This is a genomic window from Methanocaldococcus lauensis (assembly GCF_902827225.1).
Taxonomy (GTDB): Archaea; AGJL01; Methanococci; order Methanococcales; family Methanocaldococcaceae; genus Methanocaldococcus; species Methanocaldococcus lauensis.
This window is the reverse complement of the sequence record NZ_LR792632.1, coordinates 479518-496997: the sequence shown is the minus strand read 5'-3', so window position 1 is coordinate 496997 and position 17480 is coordinate 479518. Positions and strand designations below refer to the sequence as shown.

Below are 17480 nucleotides of genomic sequence, written 5' to 3'. Positions count from 1 at the left end.
AATAATTTTTTGCAAATTTTTACTTTTTTAATAAATAATAATTAACAATCCTACGCATTGCGTAATTTGCTATAATATATAGTTTGTAGTTTAAAATATATTTATAATGATTAATCATTATAAATTATGGTGAAATTAATGGTTGTTGAAAATATAATTGAAGGAGCAAAAAAAGTATTGAATTTAACAAAAGAATCTTTAAAAAATGTGGAAAATAAGGAAGTTGGTTATAAAGGAACTAACTATAATCTTCCTTTAATATATGGACTCTTAGGAAAAAAAGTCAAAGATATTAACGAGTTGAGAGAGTTAATTAATTCTCTTGAAATTAAAGAAGAAAAGACATTGGAAAACGCTCTCGATGCTGGAGTAGTAACTTTAATATGTGCTGAGGCGTTAGAGGCATTAAAATATGCAACAGAAGAACAGCCTTATAAAGAACCTTATGTTGGATTTATTCCAGATGAAACTTTAAGAAGTTTAGGAGTTCCACTCGTAGAGGGAAAAATACCAGCAATTTTAGTTGTTATTGGAAAGGTTGGAGATAAAGAAAAATTAAAGAAATTAATTAATGACATTAGAAAAAGAAATATTTTAACATTATTCGTTGGAGAAATAATTAAGGAAATGGACGAGGCGGGAATAGAATACGGATTTGATAAATTACTAATTCCTCTTGGAGAAACTATAACCTCAGCCGCTCATGCGGCAAATCTTGCTATAAGAGCCCCTTTAATTTTTGGAGGTATTGAACCAGGAAAAACAGAGGAAATAATTGATTATATAAAGAATAGAGTTCCAGCAGTTGTTATCGCATTAGGAGATATTGATGACATAACACTTTCTGCAGGGGCTGGATGTATAAAGGCAGGAATTCCTGTTATAACAAACAATCCAGTTCCAACTATTGAAGGAGCCTTAGAAAGTTCAGACATTGAAAATATTGTTGAAAATGCTTTAAAAATGAAAGGTATTGAAGTTAAGGTTACTGAATTTGATATTCCAGTATCCGTAGGTCCGATGAACGAAGGAGAGAGAGTTAGAGGCCCAGATATGTATGTTGAGTTAGCAGGACCAAAGAGTTATGGATGTGAGGTAGTTTTAGTTAAAGATAATGTTGAAGATGGTGTTGAGATTATAGGAAAAGATTTGGATGAGATGGAAGAGAAAGGTAGATATCCATTTGCAATAATTGTTGAAGTATCTGGAGAAAAATTGGAAAAGGATTTAGAGGGGGTTTTAGAAAGGAGAGTTCATGAATTTTTAAACTACATAGAGGGAGTTATGCACTTAAATCAAAGAGATCAAATTTGGATTAGAATAAATAAAAATTCATTCAATAAAGGTTTAAGATTAAAACATATAGGATATGTTATTCAAAAATTGTTTAAAGAACATTTCCCAATAATTGAAAAATGCAAAGTTACAATAGTAACTGACGAAAATAAAGTTAAAGAAATCCTCGAAGAGGCAAGAAAGATATATGCTGAAAGAGATGCCAAAGCCAGAAAGTTGAGAGATGAGGATGTAGATGTATTTTATGGCTGTGTAATGTGTCAGAGTTTCGCCCCAACTCATGTTTGTATTATAACCCCTGATAGGCCATCCTTATGTGGTAGTATAAGTTATTTAGACGCAAGGGCAGCGGCGAAGATAGATCCTAACGGACCAATATTTGAAGTTCCTAAGGGAGAGTTAATAGATGAAAAATTAGGGATTTATTCAGGAGTAAATGATGTTGTTAAGGAAAAATCACAAGGAGCTATTGAGGAAGTATCTCTACATAGTGCCTTAGTTAATCCTTGCACATCCTGTGGTTGTTTCGAGGCAATCGTATTTTACATTCCAGAAGTGGACGGATTTGGTGTAGTTCATAGAAACTTTAGAGGAGAAACTCCTTATGGTTTGCCATTCTCATCTCTTGCAGGGCAATGTAGTGGAGGTAAGCAAGTTCCCGGATTCGTTGGAATTGCCATAGAGTATATGAGATCCCCTAAATTTTTGCAAGGAGATGGAGGGTGGGAGAGAATAGTGTGGTTACCAAAAGAGTTAAAGGAAAGAGTAAAAGATGCTATACCAAAAGATTTGTATGATAAAATAGCCACAGAAGAGGATGTCTCTAATACTGATGAGTTGATTAATTTCCTAAAAAAGAAAGGTCATCCAGTAATGAAAAAAGAAGAGACTGAAGAAATTGAAAAAACTAAAGAAGAGATAGAAAAAGTAAAAAAAGTTAAGGAAGAAAAAGAGGGTATAGATATTGGAGAGGCTATATTAGACATTGCAAAAGAAAGAGGTATTCAAATAATTATGAAGAATGTAAAGATTATTATAAATCTAAATGTTAAAAAACCATAGAGAGAACAGATCCATTTTTAAGATATTATTAGTTGCATACACTATTATTTAACAGTTTCGAAAGGCATATTTTTCTATATATTTATATGTCCTCACACAAATTTTCATTCTTCAAAATAATATTCTTCTTAATTTCACATCTCAAGGAACCACTAATTAGACACTTTTTAGAGTCATTTATAACAATTTTTTAATTCTTCTTTATTCAGTTATAATTAGATTAAATATTTAAAATATTACTTTCAAAAGATTTTTCGACAGCTTCATCTACTTTTATTTTAGCATCTTATATTATTTTTATTTTAATGTATTTCCAAATACGAGTTCATCATTTTCATTAACATTTCTGATTCATTATTTTACCAATTATAAAAATTATTTTTATATTTATTTAAATATTTAAATTCTACTAATAAAAAATTAAGAATTAAACTAATTAATAAACTCTTTTAGTTAGTATGCATCCGGGGTCTTCTCTTAAATAGTCTTTAAAGTATGCGTAAGCTCTTGCTCTACAACCCCCACATACATATTTATATTTACATTTACCACAGATAGCTAATTTTTCTCTATCTCTTAAATCATTTAAAACCTTATTATTTCTCCAAAATTCTAAAAAATCTTCTTCATCATTAAATTCTTTAAAGTTTCCTAATTTTAATGGGAAAAACACACATGGCTGAATATCCCCATTAGCTCTTAAACTTAAATAAAATCTACCACATCCACAGCCACCAATAAAGTTTGCTAAACTCTTTAATCTGTTATCTTCATCTAAATCAACATTTGCAAAGTGCGTAGCAAGATAATATTTGTTATGCTCTAACGCTGTTCTTGAATAATATGGAGCAGTGGATAAAAAGGCAGTTTTACATTTTTTATTAGTTTCATTCATTAACTTATCCCATAATAGATTAAGTAATTCTTCCCTTTCTTCGGCAGATAAATCTATATCAAAATCCCCCACACCTACAGGAATGTAGTTATATAGTATAAAGTAATTTACTCCTAACTCTTCAGATAAATCAATAACATTTGGAACATCCTTATAGTTTAATTTAGTAGCAGTCATTGATATTCCACAGCAGATTCCTTCCTCTATAACATTTTTTATTCCCTCAATAGTTTTATTATAAATGCCTTTAATTCCCCTAAATTTTTCATGGGTTTCTTTAGTACCATCTAAACTAATTTGAACAAAATCAACATTATGCTCTTTTAATTTTTTCACATTTTCTTTATTTAATAGTGTTCCATTTGTAGCTATAGAAACCTGCATTTCATAACTTTTAGCTCTATCTATTAATTCAAATAAATCTTTTCTCATTAATGGCTCTCCCCCAGAAAATGCAATAGCTACTATTCCAGCATTACCAAAAATATCAACAACTTTCTTAGCCTCTTCACTATTTAACTCATCTTTTAGTGGCTTTCCAGCATTTGCATAGCAATGCTTACATTTAAGATTACATCTATATGTTACATCCCAAACTACTAAAAATGGAGCTCCTGAAACAAATGGCTTTTTTACGCCAAAATATGCTAATCCTCTTATCACACTTATTAATCCTTTTTTAAAATAAGGATCTTTTAAATAATTTTTGAATTCTTCGATATATTTTTCTCCAGCAAATGTCTTTAAACCTTTATCTACTAAACTTTTAAAAACCTTATACTTAATTGAACAAATATCCTCTCCATTAATGTATGCATCTATATAATTTTCAATGATTAATTTGCCATTAGAATCTTTTTTAAATAAATCTAAGATTTGACTTTTTACCAGAGGATTTAAAATAAATTTTGAAAAAATTAAAGCCATATTTTCAGGATCCATATTTCCACCACTTAGCAATAAACCATCAATTCAAAATTAACCTAAATTCCATCTTAATTACAATTTTTATAATTACTAATATTTATTACTTTCTATTCACCAATCAAACTTTTTTATTTTAAATTCCTAAGAATAATCTTTCTCCTAAAAATTCTGGTAATCCACTTTTAACAATTTTTTCATATGCTTTCTTAATATCATATTCAACTCTTACAATTTCTATTTTAAAATTCTTTGTATCAAATATGCAATAACTCGCCTTATTTATTCTATCTCTTGGCTGTCCTACGCTACCTGGGTTTATTAAATACTTTTTATCATCCTCTAAATATACCACTCCCCTATGCAATAATATGTTTTCAGTTTCAGAATTAACAAAAGGAATATGAGAATGACCAACAAAAATTAAATCTCCACAGTCAAATACATCATCAACATAATCTGGAAAAAGATATTCCCAAAGTTTTGGATACTTAGGATTAGCGTGAGAAAAAACAACTTTTTTATTTTTTATTTTATCCTCAATAATTAATGGGAGAGAATCCAAAAATGAAAGATTTTCCTCAGTTATAATATTTTTAGTCCATAATATTGCTATAACTCCATAAGTATTTAAAGCATCTAAACTTTCTTTACCTAAAACATAATAGTCATGATTTCCAGCCACGCATTTACATTTAAGTTTTCTTATAATTTCAACGCACTCATTTGGATTAGCTCCATAACCTACAATGTCTCCTAAACATACAATTTTTTTAATTTTTCTATTTTTTATATCTTCCAAAACTGCAGTTAGTGCCTCTAAGTTAGAATGTATGTCGCTAATTATTGCTATCATTAGGAATCACTTTTAAATTTGTTATTATTAAAGTTATTTTTAACATTAATATTAGTAATGTTTAAATAGGTTATAATCATTTACTATTACATAAATTAAATAAATAGTATTACCATATTACAAAATTTCAAAATAGTATTAAAAAGTGTGATAATTATGCAATATATTTATCCATTTACAGCAATTGTAGGACAGGAAAAGATGAAAAAAGCTTTAATTTTGAATGCGATAAATCCAAAAATTGGAGGAGTGTTAATTAGAGGAGAAAAGGGGACTGCAAAATCAACTGCCGTTAGAGCATTGGCTGATTTACTTCCAGAGATTGAAGTTGTTGAAGGTTGTCCCTTTAACTGTGATCCTAATGGAGAACTATGTGACATTTGCAAAGAAAAGAAAGAAAAAGGAGAATTAAAAATAACAAAAAAGAAAATGAAAGTTGTAAATTTACCAATAGGGGCAACAGAAGATAGAGTTATTGGTACTCTTGATATTGAAAAGGCAATAAAAGAAGGTATTAAAGCATTAGAGCCAGGAATTTTAGCAGAGGCAAATAGAAATATTCTATATATTGATGAGGTTAATTTACTCGATGATCATATAATAGATGTTTTATTAGACGCGGCGGCAATGGGTTGGAACATAATAGAAAGAGAAGGAGTTAAAATAAAACATCCTTCGAGGTTTATACTCGTTGGAACTATGAATCCCGAAGAGGGAGAGTTAAGGCCACAAATATTAGATAGATTTGGACTAATGGTTGATGTTGAAGGATTAAACAATGTTAAAGATAGGGTAGAGGTTATAAAGAGAGTGGAAGAATTTAATAACAATCCTGAAGAGTTTTATAAAAAATTTGAAGAAGAGCAAAGAAAACTTAGGGAAAAAATAATCAAAGCCAGAGAGATTTTAAAGGATGTTGAAATTAGTGATGAACTTTTGGAATTTATATCTAAGGTTTGTATTGAGTTGGGGATTCAAACTAACAGGGCAGATATTACAGTAGTTAGAACTGCTAAGGCAATAGCGGCATACAATGGTAGGACAAAAGTTAATTTAGATGATGTTAAAGAGGCTATGGAGTTAGCATTGCCACATAGAATGAGAAGAAAACCATTTGAGCCACCACAATTAAATAAAGAAAAATTAGAACAGATGATTAACGAATTTAAAGAACAACTAAATAATAATGAAAATAAAAATAATGAAAAAAATAATGAAGATGACTTAAAAAAAAACATGATGTAAATGATGATATAGAAGATTCTGAAGGTTCAGAAAGTAATAATGAAAATAACAATGATAATGGAGAATTTGAAGAAACTTTTAACATAGATTACAACACTAAAATTAATCCAAATATAATAAAATTTAAAGTTAGAGATAACATTTACAGATATGGCTCTGGAAGACATATAAAAAGTTACAGTAAGAGAGGAAGATATATTAAATTTAAATATCCAAAAGGAAAAGTTACTGATATTGCATTTGATGCTACATTTAGAAAGGCATCTATAAAACAGAAAGAGAGAAGAAAAAAATCTAAGAAAAAATTGGCTATATATTTAGAGAAAGAGGATTTAATGGAAAAGGTTAGAGAGAAAAAGATTTCATCATATATATTATTTGTTGTTGATGCCAGTGGCTCTATGGGAGCAATGAGAAGAATGGAGGCGGCAAAAGGGGCAATAGTTTCTTTACTCTTAGATGCCTATCAAAAGAGAAATAAAATAGGAATGATTGCATTTAGAAAGGATAAAGCAGAATTGATTTTACCATTTACATCTTCTGTGGAACTTGGAGAAAAACTATTAAAGGATCTCCCTACTGGTGGAAAAACACCATTAGCTGATGCATTTGTTAAGAGTTATGAAGTTTTTGATAGAGAACTAAGAAAAAATCCAAATATTATTCCAATTATGATAGTAATAAGTGACTTTAAGCCAAATGTTGCTATAAGTAAAGATTACATTAAAGAAGTTTTTGATGCTTGTGAAAAAATTGCTGAAAGAGAAATTAATGTTGTATTAATTGATACTGAACCACAGTCATTTATAAAAATTGGTATTGGTAAAGAACTTGCAGATAGATTTGGCTTTAAATATTACAAAATAGATGATTTAAGTAAAGATACAATAGTAAATATATGTAAAGATCTTTTAAATTAAAAATTAACCCTTATAAATTCCATTTATAACCATAAGTTCCTCAAAAGGTACTTTTAAAGTATCTACTTTTTTAACATAAAAACCAAGAGATTTTAATTTATCAACTGTTTCTTTTTCACCAGTTAATGAACTTTGAAGTATTTGGACTACACCATTTTTCTTTATGTAGTTTGGCAATTCATCAATAAATCTATCTAAAATTTCTCTTCCACTTTTTCCTCCATCAAATGCATAATTTAAATAACTGTCTATCTTATCATCTTCGGATGTTGGTAAATATGGAGGATTAAAAATTATTACATCAAACTTTCCTTTGACATTTTCAAATAAATCACTTTTAAAAACTATAATATCAACATTATTTAGTTTAGCATTTTCTTTCGCTATTTCTATGGCGTAAGGATTTATATCAACGCCAACAACTTTTTTAGCCCCTCTTTTTGCACAGGCTATAGATATCAATCCAGTGCCTACTCCAATCTCTAAAACTTCCTTATTTTTAACATCTACAAGATTTTTTAATAATAATATAGAATCTTCAGATGGTTCATAAACTTCTGGATGTAGTTTTATTTTAATTCCTTCTATATTTACGATCATTTTCTTCTACCCTGAATTTCTCCATTTATTACCTTTTTACAAACATCTACGATTTCACTTATATTATAAATTTTTATATCTGCTACTTCGAGAGCTTTTTTTGACACATTTCCATTTTGTAAGGTTACCACTGCCAAATCACTCTCAATCATTGCAGGAACATCATTAGCCCCATCTCCAACCATTATTGTAAAGTAACCTTCTTTTTTTAAATTTACTATTAAATCTCTTTTTTGTTTCTGATGAGCCTCTGCCATAATGTATTTTTCGTCAAGATTAATAATTTCAGCCAATTTTTTTAAAAAACCTTTCCTATCTCCTGAGGCAATAAATACTTTAATACCCATTTCTTTTAATTTTTTAATTGTATCTTTAACTTCCTTAAACAAACATCCAGCAGTTGCTATTGTATATTCAACCTCTCCAAGATATGTATCAATTATTAAAGCACTACCATATCCTGTCTCTATATCATATTTTTTTAAAATGTTCAATGGTTCCTGCAAATCTTTAACTTTGGTTTTTCTATCTTTGTAAATTCCTTCTTTATTTATTGGAGGATTACAATAGGATATTCCAATATCAACCTCTTTCAATAAATCAGAGATTAACATTTCTGGATCTCTGTTATCTACTACTTTTAATGGGTCCTCTTTAATTATAACTAATGCTCTACCTTTTTTTTCATCTACAATATCTACAGTTTGGACATTACATATAAATTTATTTTTTCTCAAATCTTTAATAACTCTCATAATTTTTACAAGAGTTCCAGCACTATCGAAAACAACTGCTACTTTCATAACAATCCCATTTAAATAATCTTAACATATAATAAATTATGTAATTAAAGGTATAAATAAAAAAGTGTGATAGTATGAGAAAAAGAATAGTATTAATAATAACCACCATAATATTAACTGTGATGTCTTCAATGTGTATTTATAAAGAGGAGGGGAACTATATGGAAAATGAAACTGTTAATGGAAAGGTTTTAATGGTTATCGCTCCAAAGGACTTTAGAGATGAAGAACTTTTTGAGCCAATGGCTGTATTTGAATCTAATGGTTTAAAGGTTGATGTAGTTTCTACTAAAAAGGGAGAATGTGTTGGAATGTTAGGAAATAAAATTGAGGTTAAAAAAACCATATATGATATAAATAATGTAAATGATTACGATGCGATAGTTATAGTAGGGGGAATAGGGTCAAAAGAATATTTATGGAACAATACAAAGTTGATAGAATTAGTTAAAGAATTTTATGATAAAGATAAGGTAGTAGCAGCAATATGTTTATCTCCTGTAGTTTTAGCAAGAGCAGGAGTTTTAAAAGGTAAAAATGCAACTGTATTTCCTGCACCAGAGGCTATAGAGGAGTTAAAAAAATATGGGGCTATTTATGAAGATAAAGGGGTAGTTGTTGATGGAAATGTAATAACTGCAAAATCTCCAGATTATGCAAGATTATTTGGTTTGGAAGTTTTAAAAGCTATAGAAAAAGAAAAGAATAAAAATAAATAATTACAAAAAGAGTAAATAAATTAATTATAAATTAATAGTGTTTACTCTTGAGATTGGGCCTCTGTAACATTTTCTTCAGTCTCTTCTTTTTCTTTTATAAATCCTTCATTTTCTTCTTTTTTAGCTAAGGATAAAACTTCAGATTTGTATATAATAACATTCTTTATTGGGAATATCTTCTTACACTCATCTCTTATTTTCTCAGCCATTTCTCCAAACAACATTGCCTGAACATACATTGGGAATGTTTTTTCTTTAGCCATATTTCTTATAATTTCTTCCATTTTCTTTCTGATGTCTGATTTTTGTTTAGCGTTCGCCCTATATGCTGTTAAAACCATAGCCTTTGTTCTTATTTTATATCCATCCTGCGTAGTTACATCGAGGATGGCGTCAATTCTACTTCTCCTTCTTCTAATTTGTGATTTCATATACTCTCTTGTAGTATCATGTCCATAAAATTGTGCTATTGCTTTATTTCCGGTAATTCCAAAGATTTTGAAATATACTCTATGCATGTGCTTTGTAGGATCCCCAGTTAGGTCTCTTAAACAGGTTTCTGCTACTCTACCTAAAACTAAACTTGGATCGTTTGCTGGGGTATATCCAATAAAAACTCCACCAAATTCAGGAGTTGCATAAATTTCATACCATACTTTTTCTTTCCACTTATCTCTCACTTTTCTTACTTTTCTTCTTGATCTTGCAGTTCTTGCAACAGCCATTTTTTCACCTTAAAAATTTAATTATTATTTTTTATTCTTCTCTATAGTACTCAGATATGTCAATATAATTCCTTACAGGTTTTACAACTTCCCCATACAACCTTTTTATATCTTTAGCCTTTGCTTTTTTAGGAAAACCTTTCTCAGCTTTTATTTTCTTTAGTTTAAAGAATCCATCGTTTATTTTATAAACTTTATCTAATTCAAATTCGAAATCGTTTGGAACATAAATATATATTCCATAAGTTTTACTTTTATCATTTATTGAAATTCCTAATTTTTTAGGAATAGATAAAGATTTACCCCAAATATATTTAATATCTCTACCTAATGCAGATTTTACAGGTTCAGGAGTTTCGATTTTAGTTATTTCAATATCTTCTCCATCAATATTTATAATGTCACCAACTTTATAGGTTTCATCTTCTGGAATATTGATTACCTTAGACTCTGAAATATCATATCTGCTTATAATTAATTTTGCCTGGTTTAATTTAACTTTATCAATAACTTCTTTAACAGTTCCACAGTTTGGGCACTTAACTAAATAATAGGCAGATTTATCATAAATTTTCTTTTTTAATACGTCCATCTCTTCACATCCACAATTCTCGCAAACCATATATATTTTTTCAGGCATTTTTAAAAACCTCTCTCAATTTATTTTTTTCTTCTCCTTCTTCTTCTCTTATCTTTTGGCTGAATTATTATTCTATATTTTGGATTTGCTGCTCTCTCTAAGAATTCTTCATATGTAAATGGTAAGTTAGTATCGTCAGATATAACTCCCTTATTTTTGAGGAACTCTCTTGTTAGCAAGTAGTAAATTAATGCTACAGCCTTTTTACCTTTATTGTTTGTTGGAATAACCAAGTCTATGAATGAAGTTAAGTGTTCAGTATCACATAAACTAACTATTGGAACTCCTATTTCTATAGCCTCTTTCAAAGCCTGTCTATCTACTCTTGGATCACTGATAAATACTACCTCTGGTTCTATAAAGCCTTTGTATGAAGGGTTTGTTAAAGTTCCAGGAACAAATCTTCCTGCAATAGTTCTAACTCCTGTGTATTTACCAAATTCTTCTAATGGACCCATTGTATAAATTCTTCTTGAAACAGCCAATATATCCTCTGGCTCATATCTTGCTAAAAACTTAGCGGCAATTCTTAATCTTTCATCTGTTTTTCTAACATCTAAAACATACAATCCATCACTTCTAACTCTATATATAAATTTCTCCATATCTTTTGTTTTTTGCTGAGTACCTATGTGAATTCCTGAAGCTAAGTATGTATCTAATGGTACTAACAGCTCTTCACTCATATTTTCCACCCTCAAAATAGTGGTTTTTATTTATTTAAAGATTCGGGGCTTTAAAAATTAGTAGTTGTTATCCCCAAGAAATTGGAAATTTAATAAAATGTAATTAAAGGATGTATATAAATGTTTCTTATAGTTAATAGCTATATTTTTAATGATTTACTTACCTCTTCTTCCATGAGCCCTTATACTTGGTCTTACCTTTTCAGCACCAATTCCCTTATTTCTTAATCCTCTACCTTTCTTACCTGCTGATGTTAAACCTCTAAATGCTCTTCCTCTGTGTTTTCCAGAGCATAACCAGTTGAGTTGAGGATCTGCCTGAATAACTGGGTGGTAAGGATCTACAAGAATAACCTCATACCACTTATATTTTCCATCTTCTCCTACCCAGTAACTGTTTAAAACTTCCATGTTTGGATATTTTCTTGCTGCTCTCTCTTCGGCGATTCTTTGAATTGATTTACCCATTGTTATTTTATTAACCCCTAATGTTGCTGGCTTTTTTGAATTCTTTGGTCTTGGTTTTCTTAACCCTCCTCTTCTAACTCTCACTCTAACAACGATAATTCCCTGTTTAGGTTTGTATCCTAAAGCTCTTGCTCTATCTAATCTTGTAGGTCTTTCTATTCTAACTACTGCTGGTTCTCTTCTCCACTGTATTAATCTTTCCCATAATAATTCTCTAACATATGTATCTTTTGGTCTTTTCCACGCTTCTCTTATATATTTATATATTCCCATACTATCCCTCTCTTAAGGGTTCAGCATTTAGCCACATCCCCTTTTTGTATATAAAACTTTTAGAGTTATTAACTAATAGTAACTACTATATTAACTTAACGGTTTAATATCATAGATTTTTAAAATTTTATTTAATGAAAAGATTTTTATAGTAATTTCATATTAATTTATTTTGGTTATTCCTAAAAATGAGGTGATTTTTATGGAAATTCCCCAACAAATTCAAGCTCAATTAATGCAATTACAACAATTGCAGCAACAATTACAAATGATTATGTTACAAAAACAAAATGTTGAATCTGAATTAAATGAATGTAAAAAAGCATTGGAAGAATTAGAAAAATCCACAAGTGAGGAAGTTTATAAGTTAGTAGGTGGATTATTTATAAAAAGAAAAAAAGACGATGTTAAAAAAGAGTTAGAAGAGAAAATAGAAACTTTAGAACTAAGAGTAAAAACTTTAGAAAAACAGTCTGAAAAATTACAAACAAGATTAAAAGAATTACAGGAAAAAATTCAAAAAATGATTCCTACAGCCGTTTAAAACTTTAAATATTTATTCTTCTTATTTAATAATTCTACTACGAAATCCTTCTTTTTAATTGCCTCATCACACGCTTTTCTAACTTTTTCTTTCATTTCTTCTAAGTTTTCTGGAGGTTTTTCTCCAACTACCTTCTTAACTGGAGTATAGGCGGATTCTCTAAACATTGGCTTCAAAGGAATTCTTTTATTATCTTCAATTAAATAACTCTCATTCCCCTCTTCAACATATCCAACCTCTATAGCTCCAGTAACCTTTTTTATCTCATTGGCATATTCTTCTGGGCAAATAATCATTAATGAGTCAGTAGAAACTCCTAATGGGTCTATATCCAATGCCTCAAGCATTTCCAAGACCTTTGGATTTATTGTTTTATAAACTTTCTCTTTATCAAATACTAACGAAACTTTTGCAGTTTTTGAAATTTCATAGGCATCTCCTCTTAAACCACCATTAGTTACATCAGTCATTGCATGAATATTTTTAATTAAACCACTTCTAATCAAGTTTTGGCAAGATTTTATAAAATCTACATTTAGTGTTTCGTAAATAACATCAAACCATCCGTAATATAAGGCAGTTGTAGTTATTGTCCCCCCTCCACTACCCTCAGTCATCAATATAATGTCTCCAACCTCTGCATTTCTTCTGGCTGTGGGTTTTCCTTCTTTTATAACTCCTATTGCACCAACAGCACTAACTAATCTTTCCCCAATAACCATATCTCCTCCAACTCTTAAAGTACTCCCTCCTATCAAAGGAACATTGACCGCTTCAGATACAGCACATATTCCTGCAGTGAAATCAAATATTTTTCCAACATCTCCGTCATCTGCCAAATGAATATCACTAATTAGAGCAACAGCCTCTGCTCCCATAACATAAACATCTCTTAAAGCCGCTCTCGTTACATGAAAACCTCCTAAGAAAGGGAAATCACTTAATCTCGAATGAGTTCCATCTATTGCCGCAACTATATATTTAGCGTTATCAACTTTAACTATTCCAGCATCATCTTGCTCCTCTGTTGAAACATATGCCTTAACATTTGTGCTTTTAACTATTCTTGCTATTTCCCTATGAACAAAAAAATCTCCTTCTCCTCTACTACCAACTCCCATTTTTCCCATTGTAACCTTTGACTCTGGATATTTCAATAAATTTTTTAGATTTTCATCCTTAATTTCTTTAAATTTTTCAGTAGTTTTTACCTCTTCCAGTATAGCCTTTATAAATTTTTTTGCAAATTCTTCATCAATATCTTCTTTAATTTCCAATATTCTTTTAAAACCATCCTCAATAATCTTATTTTCAGGAATCTTTTTTCTTAAACATCTTCTAATATATCCTTCTAAATCCATTTTTTCACCAAGTTTGATATTCAGCATTAGCTATTAATTTTATTGTAAATAGCAAAAATGTTTAAATATTAGCATTAGTATTTCATACAATTGATTATATATTACCATTTTTAGTATATATTTATATATTCAAAAATTTAAAGATTAATTCTATATTTATCTAATATAAAAGTTAAAAATCAATATTATTTAATTTTAAATGTTTCATTCTATAGATAATTTTTAGTTTAAGATTCAGTTTAAAAAGGTGTTAGTATGTTTTCAATAAAATTTAAAACTACCGAAGAATTGCCCGAACCTTCTCCAAGATTAATTGACCAAGTTATTGGACAAGATGAAGCAGTTAAAATTATTTTATCAGCAGTAAAAAACAAAAGAAATGTTATTTTATTAGGGGATCCTGGCGTTGGAAAATCAATGATTGTAAAAGCAGTAGGAGAAATTTTACAAGATTTTGGAGATTTTACCCCTTACTATGTAATTGCAAAACCTAATTTAAAGAATATGGAGAGACCAATAGTTGAAGTTATAGATGGGGAGTACAAAGAAGATTTAAAAGAGATTCCAAAGTTAGATTTAAAATCTCCTAATCCATTAACTTTAATTTTAATAATGGTTGGAGCGATAATTTTGTCACAGTATTTTTTAAGAAGCATACCTGAAAAGTATCTATTAGCGTCAGTGACAATAACAGCTTTAATTGTATTAGTATTTGGGTTCATTATAATATTAACAAGTATAATGGGAGCTTCAAGAGCTTCAATGAGCAACTCTTTAAGTCCAATGGATTTAAAGCCAGTTCTATTATATGAATGCAAAAAGAGACCTCTTGTTAGAGCGAGTGCATACAATGTAACGAGATTATTGGGGGATATTAAGCACTGTCCATTAGGTGGAAGACCACCATTAGGAACTCCTCCACATAAGAGAATTATATTGGGGGCTATTCACGAGGCTCATAGAGGAATTTTGTATGTCGATGAAATAAAAACAATGCCCTTAGAAGTTCAAGATTATATATTAACTGCATTACAAGATAAATGTCTCCCAATTAGTGGAAGAAATCCAAACTCAAGTGGGGCTACTGTAGAAACTAATCCAATTCCATGTGATTTTATTTTAATAATGTCTGGAAATATGGATGATGTCTATAATTTAAGAGCCCCTCTATTGGATAGAATTGACTATAAAATTGTTTTAAAGAACAAAATGGATAATACCTTAGAAAATAGAGATAAGATTTTACAGTTCATTGTTCAAGAAATAAAAAATAACAATTTAAATCCAATGACTTATGACGGATGTTGTGAAGTAGTTAAAATTGCTCAATACTTAGCTGGATCCAAGGATAAATTAACATTGAGATTAAGATTACTTGCTAACATTATAAAAATGGCAAACGATATAGCGATGGGTAAAGAAATTGAAGAATTATTAGGAAACTTTGATGAAAAAGGTAATTACAATCCAGAAACTAAAAAAGATGATAATAAAAAAGTTTACATTACTGCCGAGCATATTAGAAAGGTGTTTGAATCTGGAATTTACAGTATGGAGAAACAAGTAGCTTTAAACTATATTAAAAACTTTAAGAGATATAAGCATATAGTTCCCAACGATACACCAAAAGTTGGGGTAGTATATGGATTGGCAGTTATAGGAGTTGGAGGAATTGGAGATGTAACCAAAATTATAGTCCAAATATTAGACTCAAAGAATCCAGGAACTCACTTATTAAACATCTCTGGAGATATTGCAAAGCATTCTATAACATTGGCATCTGCATTATCAAAAAAACTGGTTAGCGAAGGAAAACTTCCACTACCTAAGAAAGATATAGATCTAAATAATAAAGAGATTTATATCCAATTTAGTCAGTCATACTCAAAAATAGATGGAGATAGTGCTACAGCGGCAGTATGTTTAGCAATAATATCTGCCTTATTAAACATCCCATTAAAACAAGACTTTGCAATAACTGGAAGTTTAGATTTAAATGGAAATGTTTTGGCAATTGGAGGAGTTAATGAAAAAATAGAGGCGGCAAAGAAATATGGGTTCAAGAGGGTTATAATTCCAGAGGCTAATAAAATAGATGTTATAGAAAGTGAAGGAATAGAAATTATTCCAGTAAAGACATTGGATGAAATTATTCCATTGGTGTTTGACTTAGAATCTATAAAAAATACTGAAACATCTAAGATTTCCAAATAAATAATAAGAAGTGCTATTATGGACGAGAGAGAAATAGAAGAAAATTTTAGAGTATTAAATAAAAAAATTTTAGAATTAGAGAAGAGAGTAGATGCTAAACTAAAAGAAAACGAGAAAAAGATAGATGAGAAAACTAATAAAATACTAAGTCAAGAAACTATTTTAATTTTAGGATTATACTTAAAAATTATGGACGATATTAAAAAAAATTTAAAAATTATTCGTATTAACATAATACTCTTAGAACTTTTAATTATCTTTCTATACATTGCCGTTATAATATTAATATTAAAGATATTTTGAGTGAAACTATGAATAAATCTCTATTTATTATACTCTTAGAACTTTTAATTATCTTTCTATACATTGCCGTTATAATATTAATATTAAAGATATTTTGAGTGAAACTATGAATAAATCTCTATTTATTGAAATCTGTAAAAGATTATATGATAGAAAGTATGTAGTAGGTAGTGGAGGGAATGTTTCAGTTAGAGATAAAAATATAGTTTATTTAACGCCAACTGGCTCTATTTTAGGGTTTTTAAAAGAAGATGATATTGCTATAATGGATTTAGATGGAAATATTATAAAAGGAAATCCTACATCTGAAAGAAATCTCCATTTAATGATTTATAGGAAAAGGAAGGATGTAAATGCTATAATCCATACTCATTCAATTGTCTCTACTTTTTTATCAATAATAGACAAAGAAATAGAAATATTAACAGCAGATGGAAAAGTATTTTTAAAGAAAATTGGATATGTTGATTATTATGAGGCAGGGAGTGTAAAATTGGCAGAAGAAACTGCAAAAAGAGATGAAGATGTGATAATATTAAAAAATCATGGTGTAGTTTGCTTAGGAAAGGATTTAATTGATGCCTATGTAAAAGTGGAAACTTTAGAAGAGCAGGCTAAACTAACTCTTTTAAAACTTCTTGTAAATAAATAAATTTTTTTGATTATTTAACTCTCTCTAACTCACTAACTATGCTCCATATCTGTGTCCTTGTATGTAGTGGCATATTAGGGTCGTTACTAATTTCATCCAATATGTGAATTGCCGTAGCACTCCTTACAATTGGTTCTTCGTCCTCTTTTAAAATAGTTTCTTTAGCCTTTTCTGCAGCTGCTCTAATGTTTCTTGGAACAGTAGTATCATTAATTATCTCATCTAACATTAATGCAACATCTTTTAATATCTCTTCAGGAGTTTTTTCCCTTGCCGCACTACCAAACACCATAA

18 protein-coding genes are annotated in these 17480 nt (G+C 29.4%); 8 read left to right on the top strand and 10 right to left on the bottom strand.

Annotated elements, in window-relative coordinates; all coding sequences use genetic code 11:
* The first annotated feature begins 138 nt into the window (after positions 1 to 138).
* Positions 139 to 2358 carry an acetyl-CoA decarbonylase/synthase complex subunit alpha/beta gene (gene acsB, locus KMP69_RS02765; RefSeq protein WP_214400429.1) on the top strand — a complete coding sequence of 740 codons (2220 nt, stop codon included), beginning with the start codon at positions 139 to 141 and terminating at the stop codon, positions 2356 to 2358.
* Positions 2359 to 2794: 436 nt separating this feature from the next.
* Here the strand turns inward: acsB and KMP69_RS02760 are convergent, their stop codons facing one another.
* Both KMP69_RS02760 and KMP69_RS02755 read right to left on the bottom strand, forming a co-directional pair.
* Positions 2795 to 4195, bottom strand: a complete 1401-nt coding sequence (locus KMP69_RS02760; protein WP_214400428.1) for a radical SAM/SPASM domain-containing protein — start codon at positions 4193 to 4195, stop codon at positions 2795 to 2797.
* 118 nt (positions 4196 to 4313) lie between these two features.
* Positions 4314 to 5033: a metallophosphoesterase family protein gene (locus KMP69_RS02755; protein WP_214400427.1), complete on the bottom strand. Its 720-nt coding sequence runs from the start codon at positions 5031 to 5033 to the stop codon at positions 4314 to 4316.
* A gap of 156 nt (positions 5034 to 5189) precedes the next feature.
* Here KMP69_RS02755 and KMP69_RS02750 point away from each other — a divergent pair, with 156 nt between their 5' ends.
* The gene (locus tag KMP69_RS02750; RefSeq protein WP_214400426.1) at positions 5190 to 6278 is read left to right on the top strand and encodes an ATP-binding protein; all 1089 of its coding nucleotides are present in this window, start codon (positions 5190 to 5192) and stop codon (positions 6276 to 6278) included.
* 83 nt (positions 6279 to 6361) lie between these two features.
* Positions 6362 to 7198, top strand: coding sequence for a vWA domain-containing protein (locus KMP69_RS02745; protein WP_394357601.1), 837 nt, complete (start codon positions 6362 to 6364; stop codon positions 7196 to 7198).
* A gap of 3 nt (positions 7199 to 7201) precedes the next feature.
* On the opposite strand, the gene KMP69_RS02740 is transcribed toward KMP69_RS02745, so the two are convergent.
* Entirely contained in the window at positions 7202 to 7798 is a 597-nt protein-coding gene (locus KMP69_RS02740) for a HemK2/MTQ2 family protein methyltransferase (protein WP_214400425.1), read from the bottom strand.
* Entirely contained in the window at positions 7795 to 8601 is an 807-nt protein-coding gene (locus KMP69_RS02735; protein WP_214400424.1) for an HAD family hydrolase, read from the bottom strand. The genes KMP69_RS02740 and KMP69_RS02735 overlap by 4 nt, the downstream gene beginning before the upstream one ends.
* Positions 8602 to 8675: 74 nt before the next feature.
* Here KMP69_RS02735 and KMP69_RS02730 point away from each other — a divergent pair, with 74 nt between their 5' ends.
* Positions 8676 to 9320, top strand: a complete 645-nt coding sequence (locus KMP69_RS02730) for a DJ-1/PfpI/YhbO family deglycase/protease (RefSeq protein ID WP_214400423.1) — start codon at positions 8676 to 8678, stop codon at positions 9318 to 9320.
* 41 nt (positions 9321 to 9361) lie between these two features.
* On the opposite strand, the gene KMP69_RS02725 is transcribed toward KMP69_RS02730, so the two are convergent.
* The 4 genes from KMP69_RS02725 to KMP69_RS02710 form a co-directional block, all read right to left on the bottom strand.
* Positions 9362 to 10045, bottom strand: coding sequence for a 30S ribosomal protein S3ae (locus KMP69_RS02725; protein ID WP_214400422.1), 684 nt, complete (start codon positions 10043 to 10045; stop codon positions 9362 to 9364).
* A 31-nt stretch (positions 10046 to 10076) separates the two neighbouring features.
* Entirely contained in the window at positions 10077 to 10685 is a 609-nt protein-coding gene (locus KMP69_RS02720; protein ID WP_214400421.1) for an HVO_0476 family zinc finger protein, read from the bottom strand.
* Positions 10686 to 10705: 20 nt separating this feature from the next.
* Positions 10706 to 11371, bottom strand: coding sequence for a 30S ribosomal protein S2 (gene rpsB, locus KMP69_RS02715; protein ID WP_214400420.1), 666 nt, complete (start codon positions 11369 to 11371; stop codon positions 10706 to 10708).
* Between the two features lie 156 nt (positions 11372 to 11527).
* Positions 11528 to 12112: a 50S ribosomal protein L15e gene (locus KMP69_RS02710; RefSeq protein ID WP_214400419.1), complete on the bottom strand. Its 585-nt coding sequence runs from the start codon at positions 12110 to 12112 to the stop codon at positions 11528 to 11530.
* A 202-nt stretch (positions 12113 to 12314) separates the two neighbouring features.
* Between KMP69_RS02710 and KMP69_RS02705 the strand changes: the two genes are divergently transcribed.
* Entirely contained in the window at positions 12315 to 12656 is a 342-nt protein-coding gene (locus KMP69_RS02705; RefSeq protein WP_214400730.1) for a prefoldin subunit beta, read from the top strand.
* On the opposite strand, the gene KMP69_RS02700 is transcribed toward KMP69_RS02705, so the two are convergent.
* Positions 12653 to 14017, bottom strand: coding sequence for an AIR synthase-related protein (locus tag KMP69_RS02700; protein WP_214400418.1), 1365 nt, complete (start codon positions 14015 to 14017; stop codon positions 12653 to 12655). The two genes, KMP69_RS02705 and KMP69_RS02700, sit on opposite strands and share 4 nt — an antisense overlap.
* Positions 14018 to 14272: 255 nt before the next feature.
* Here KMP69_RS02700 and lonB point away from each other — a divergent pair, with 255 nt between their 5' ends.
* From lonB to fucA, 3 genes are all read left to right on the top strand, one after another.
* Positions 14273 to 16231: an ATP-dependent protease LonB gene (gene lonB / locus KMP69_RS02695; protein ID WP_214400417.1), complete on the top strand. Its 1959-nt coding sequence runs from the start codon at positions 14273 to 14275 to the stop codon at positions 16229 to 16231.
* An 18-nt stretch (positions 16232 to 16249) separates the two neighbouring features.
* Positions 16250 to 16534: a hypothetical protein gene (locus tag KMP69_RS02690; protein ID WP_214400416.1), complete on the top strand. Its 285-nt coding sequence runs from the start codon at positions 16250 to 16252 to the stop codon at positions 16532 to 16534.
* A 106-nt stretch (positions 16535 to 16640) separates the two neighbouring features.
* Positions 16641 to 17186 carry an L-fuculose phosphate aldolase gene (gene fucA / locus KMP69_RS02685; RefSeq protein ID WP_214400415.1) on the top strand — a complete coding sequence of 182 codons (546 nt, stop codon included), beginning with the start codon at positions 16641 to 16643 and terminating at the stop codon, positions 17184 to 17186.
* Positions 17187 to 17196: 10 nt separating this feature from the next.
* On the opposite strand, the gene KMP69_RS02680 is transcribed toward fucA, so the two are convergent.
* The gene (locus KMP69_RS02680; RefSeq protein ID WP_214400414.1) at positions 17197 to 17478 is read right to left on the bottom strand and encodes a UPF0147 family protein; all 282 of its coding nucleotides are present in this window, start codon (positions 17476 to 17478) and stop codon (positions 17197 to 17199) included.
* Positions 17479 to 17480 lie beyond the last annotated feature (2 nt).

Coding starts and splice junctions, on each gene's coding strand:
- KMP69_RS02710 (WP_214400419.1), bottom strand. CDS start 12,112: ATGGGAATATATAAATATATAAGAGAAGCGTGGAAAAGACCAAAAGAT.
- KMP69_RS02740 (WP_214400425.1), bottom strand. CDS start 7,798: ATGATCGTAAATATAGAAGGAATTAAAATAAAACTACATCCAGAAGTT.
- KMP69_RS02690 (WP_214400416.1), top strand. CDS start 16,250: ATGGACGAGAGAGAAATAGAAGAAAATTTTAGAGTATTAAATAAAAAA.
- rpsB (WP_214400420.1), bottom strand. CDS start 11,371: ATGAGTGAAGAGCTGTTAGTACCATTAGATACATACTTAGCTTCAGGA.
- KMP69_RS02720 (WP_214400421.1), bottom strand. CDS start 10,685: ATGCCTGAAAAAATATATATGGTTTGCGAGAATTGTGGATGTGAAGAG.
- acsB (WP_214400429.1), top strand. CDS start 139: ATGGTTGTTGAAAATATAATTGAAGGAGCAAAAAAAGTATTGAATTTA.
- KMP69_RS02750 (WP_214400426.1), top strand. CDS start 5,190: ATGCAATATATTTATCCATTTACAGCAATTGTAGGACAGGAAAAGATG.
- KMP69_RS02730 (WP_214400423.1), top strand. CDS start 8,676: ATGAGAAAAAGAATAGTATTAATAATAACCACCATAATATTAACTGTG.
- KMP69_RS02735 (WP_214400424.1), bottom strand. CDS start 8,601: ATGAAAGTAGCAGTTGTTTTCGATAGTGCTGGAACTCTTGTAAAAATT.
- lonB (WP_214400417.1), top strand. CDS start 14,273: ATGTTTTCAATAAAATTTAAAACTACCGAAGAATTGCCCGAACCTTCT.
- KMP69_RS02700 (WP_214400418.1), bottom strand. CDS start 14,017: ATGGATTTAGAAGGATATATTAGAAGATGTTTAAGAAAAAAGATTCCT.
- fucA (WP_214400415.1), top strand. CDS start 16,641: ATGAATAAATCTCTATTTATTGAAATCTGTAAAAGATTATATGATAGA.
- KMP69_RS02680 (WP_214400414.1), bottom strand. CDS start 17,478: ATGGTGTTTGGTAGTGCGGCAAGGGAAAAAACTCCTGAAGAGATATTA.
- KMP69_RS02755 (WP_214400427.1), bottom strand. CDS start 5,033: ATGATAGCAATAATTAGCGACATACATTCTAACTTAGAGGCACTAACT.
- KMP69_RS02760 (WP_214400428.1), bottom strand. CDS start 4,195: ATGGATCCTGAAAATATGGCTTTAATTTTTTCAAAATTTATTTTAAAT.
- KMP69_RS02705 (WP_214400730.1), top strand. CDS start 12,315: ATGGAAATTCCCCAACAAATTCAAGCTCAATTAATGCAATTACAACAA.
- KMP69_RS02725 (WP_214400422.1), bottom strand. CDS start 10,045: ATGGCTGTTGCAAGAACTGCAAGATCAAGAAGAAAAGTAAGAAAAGTG.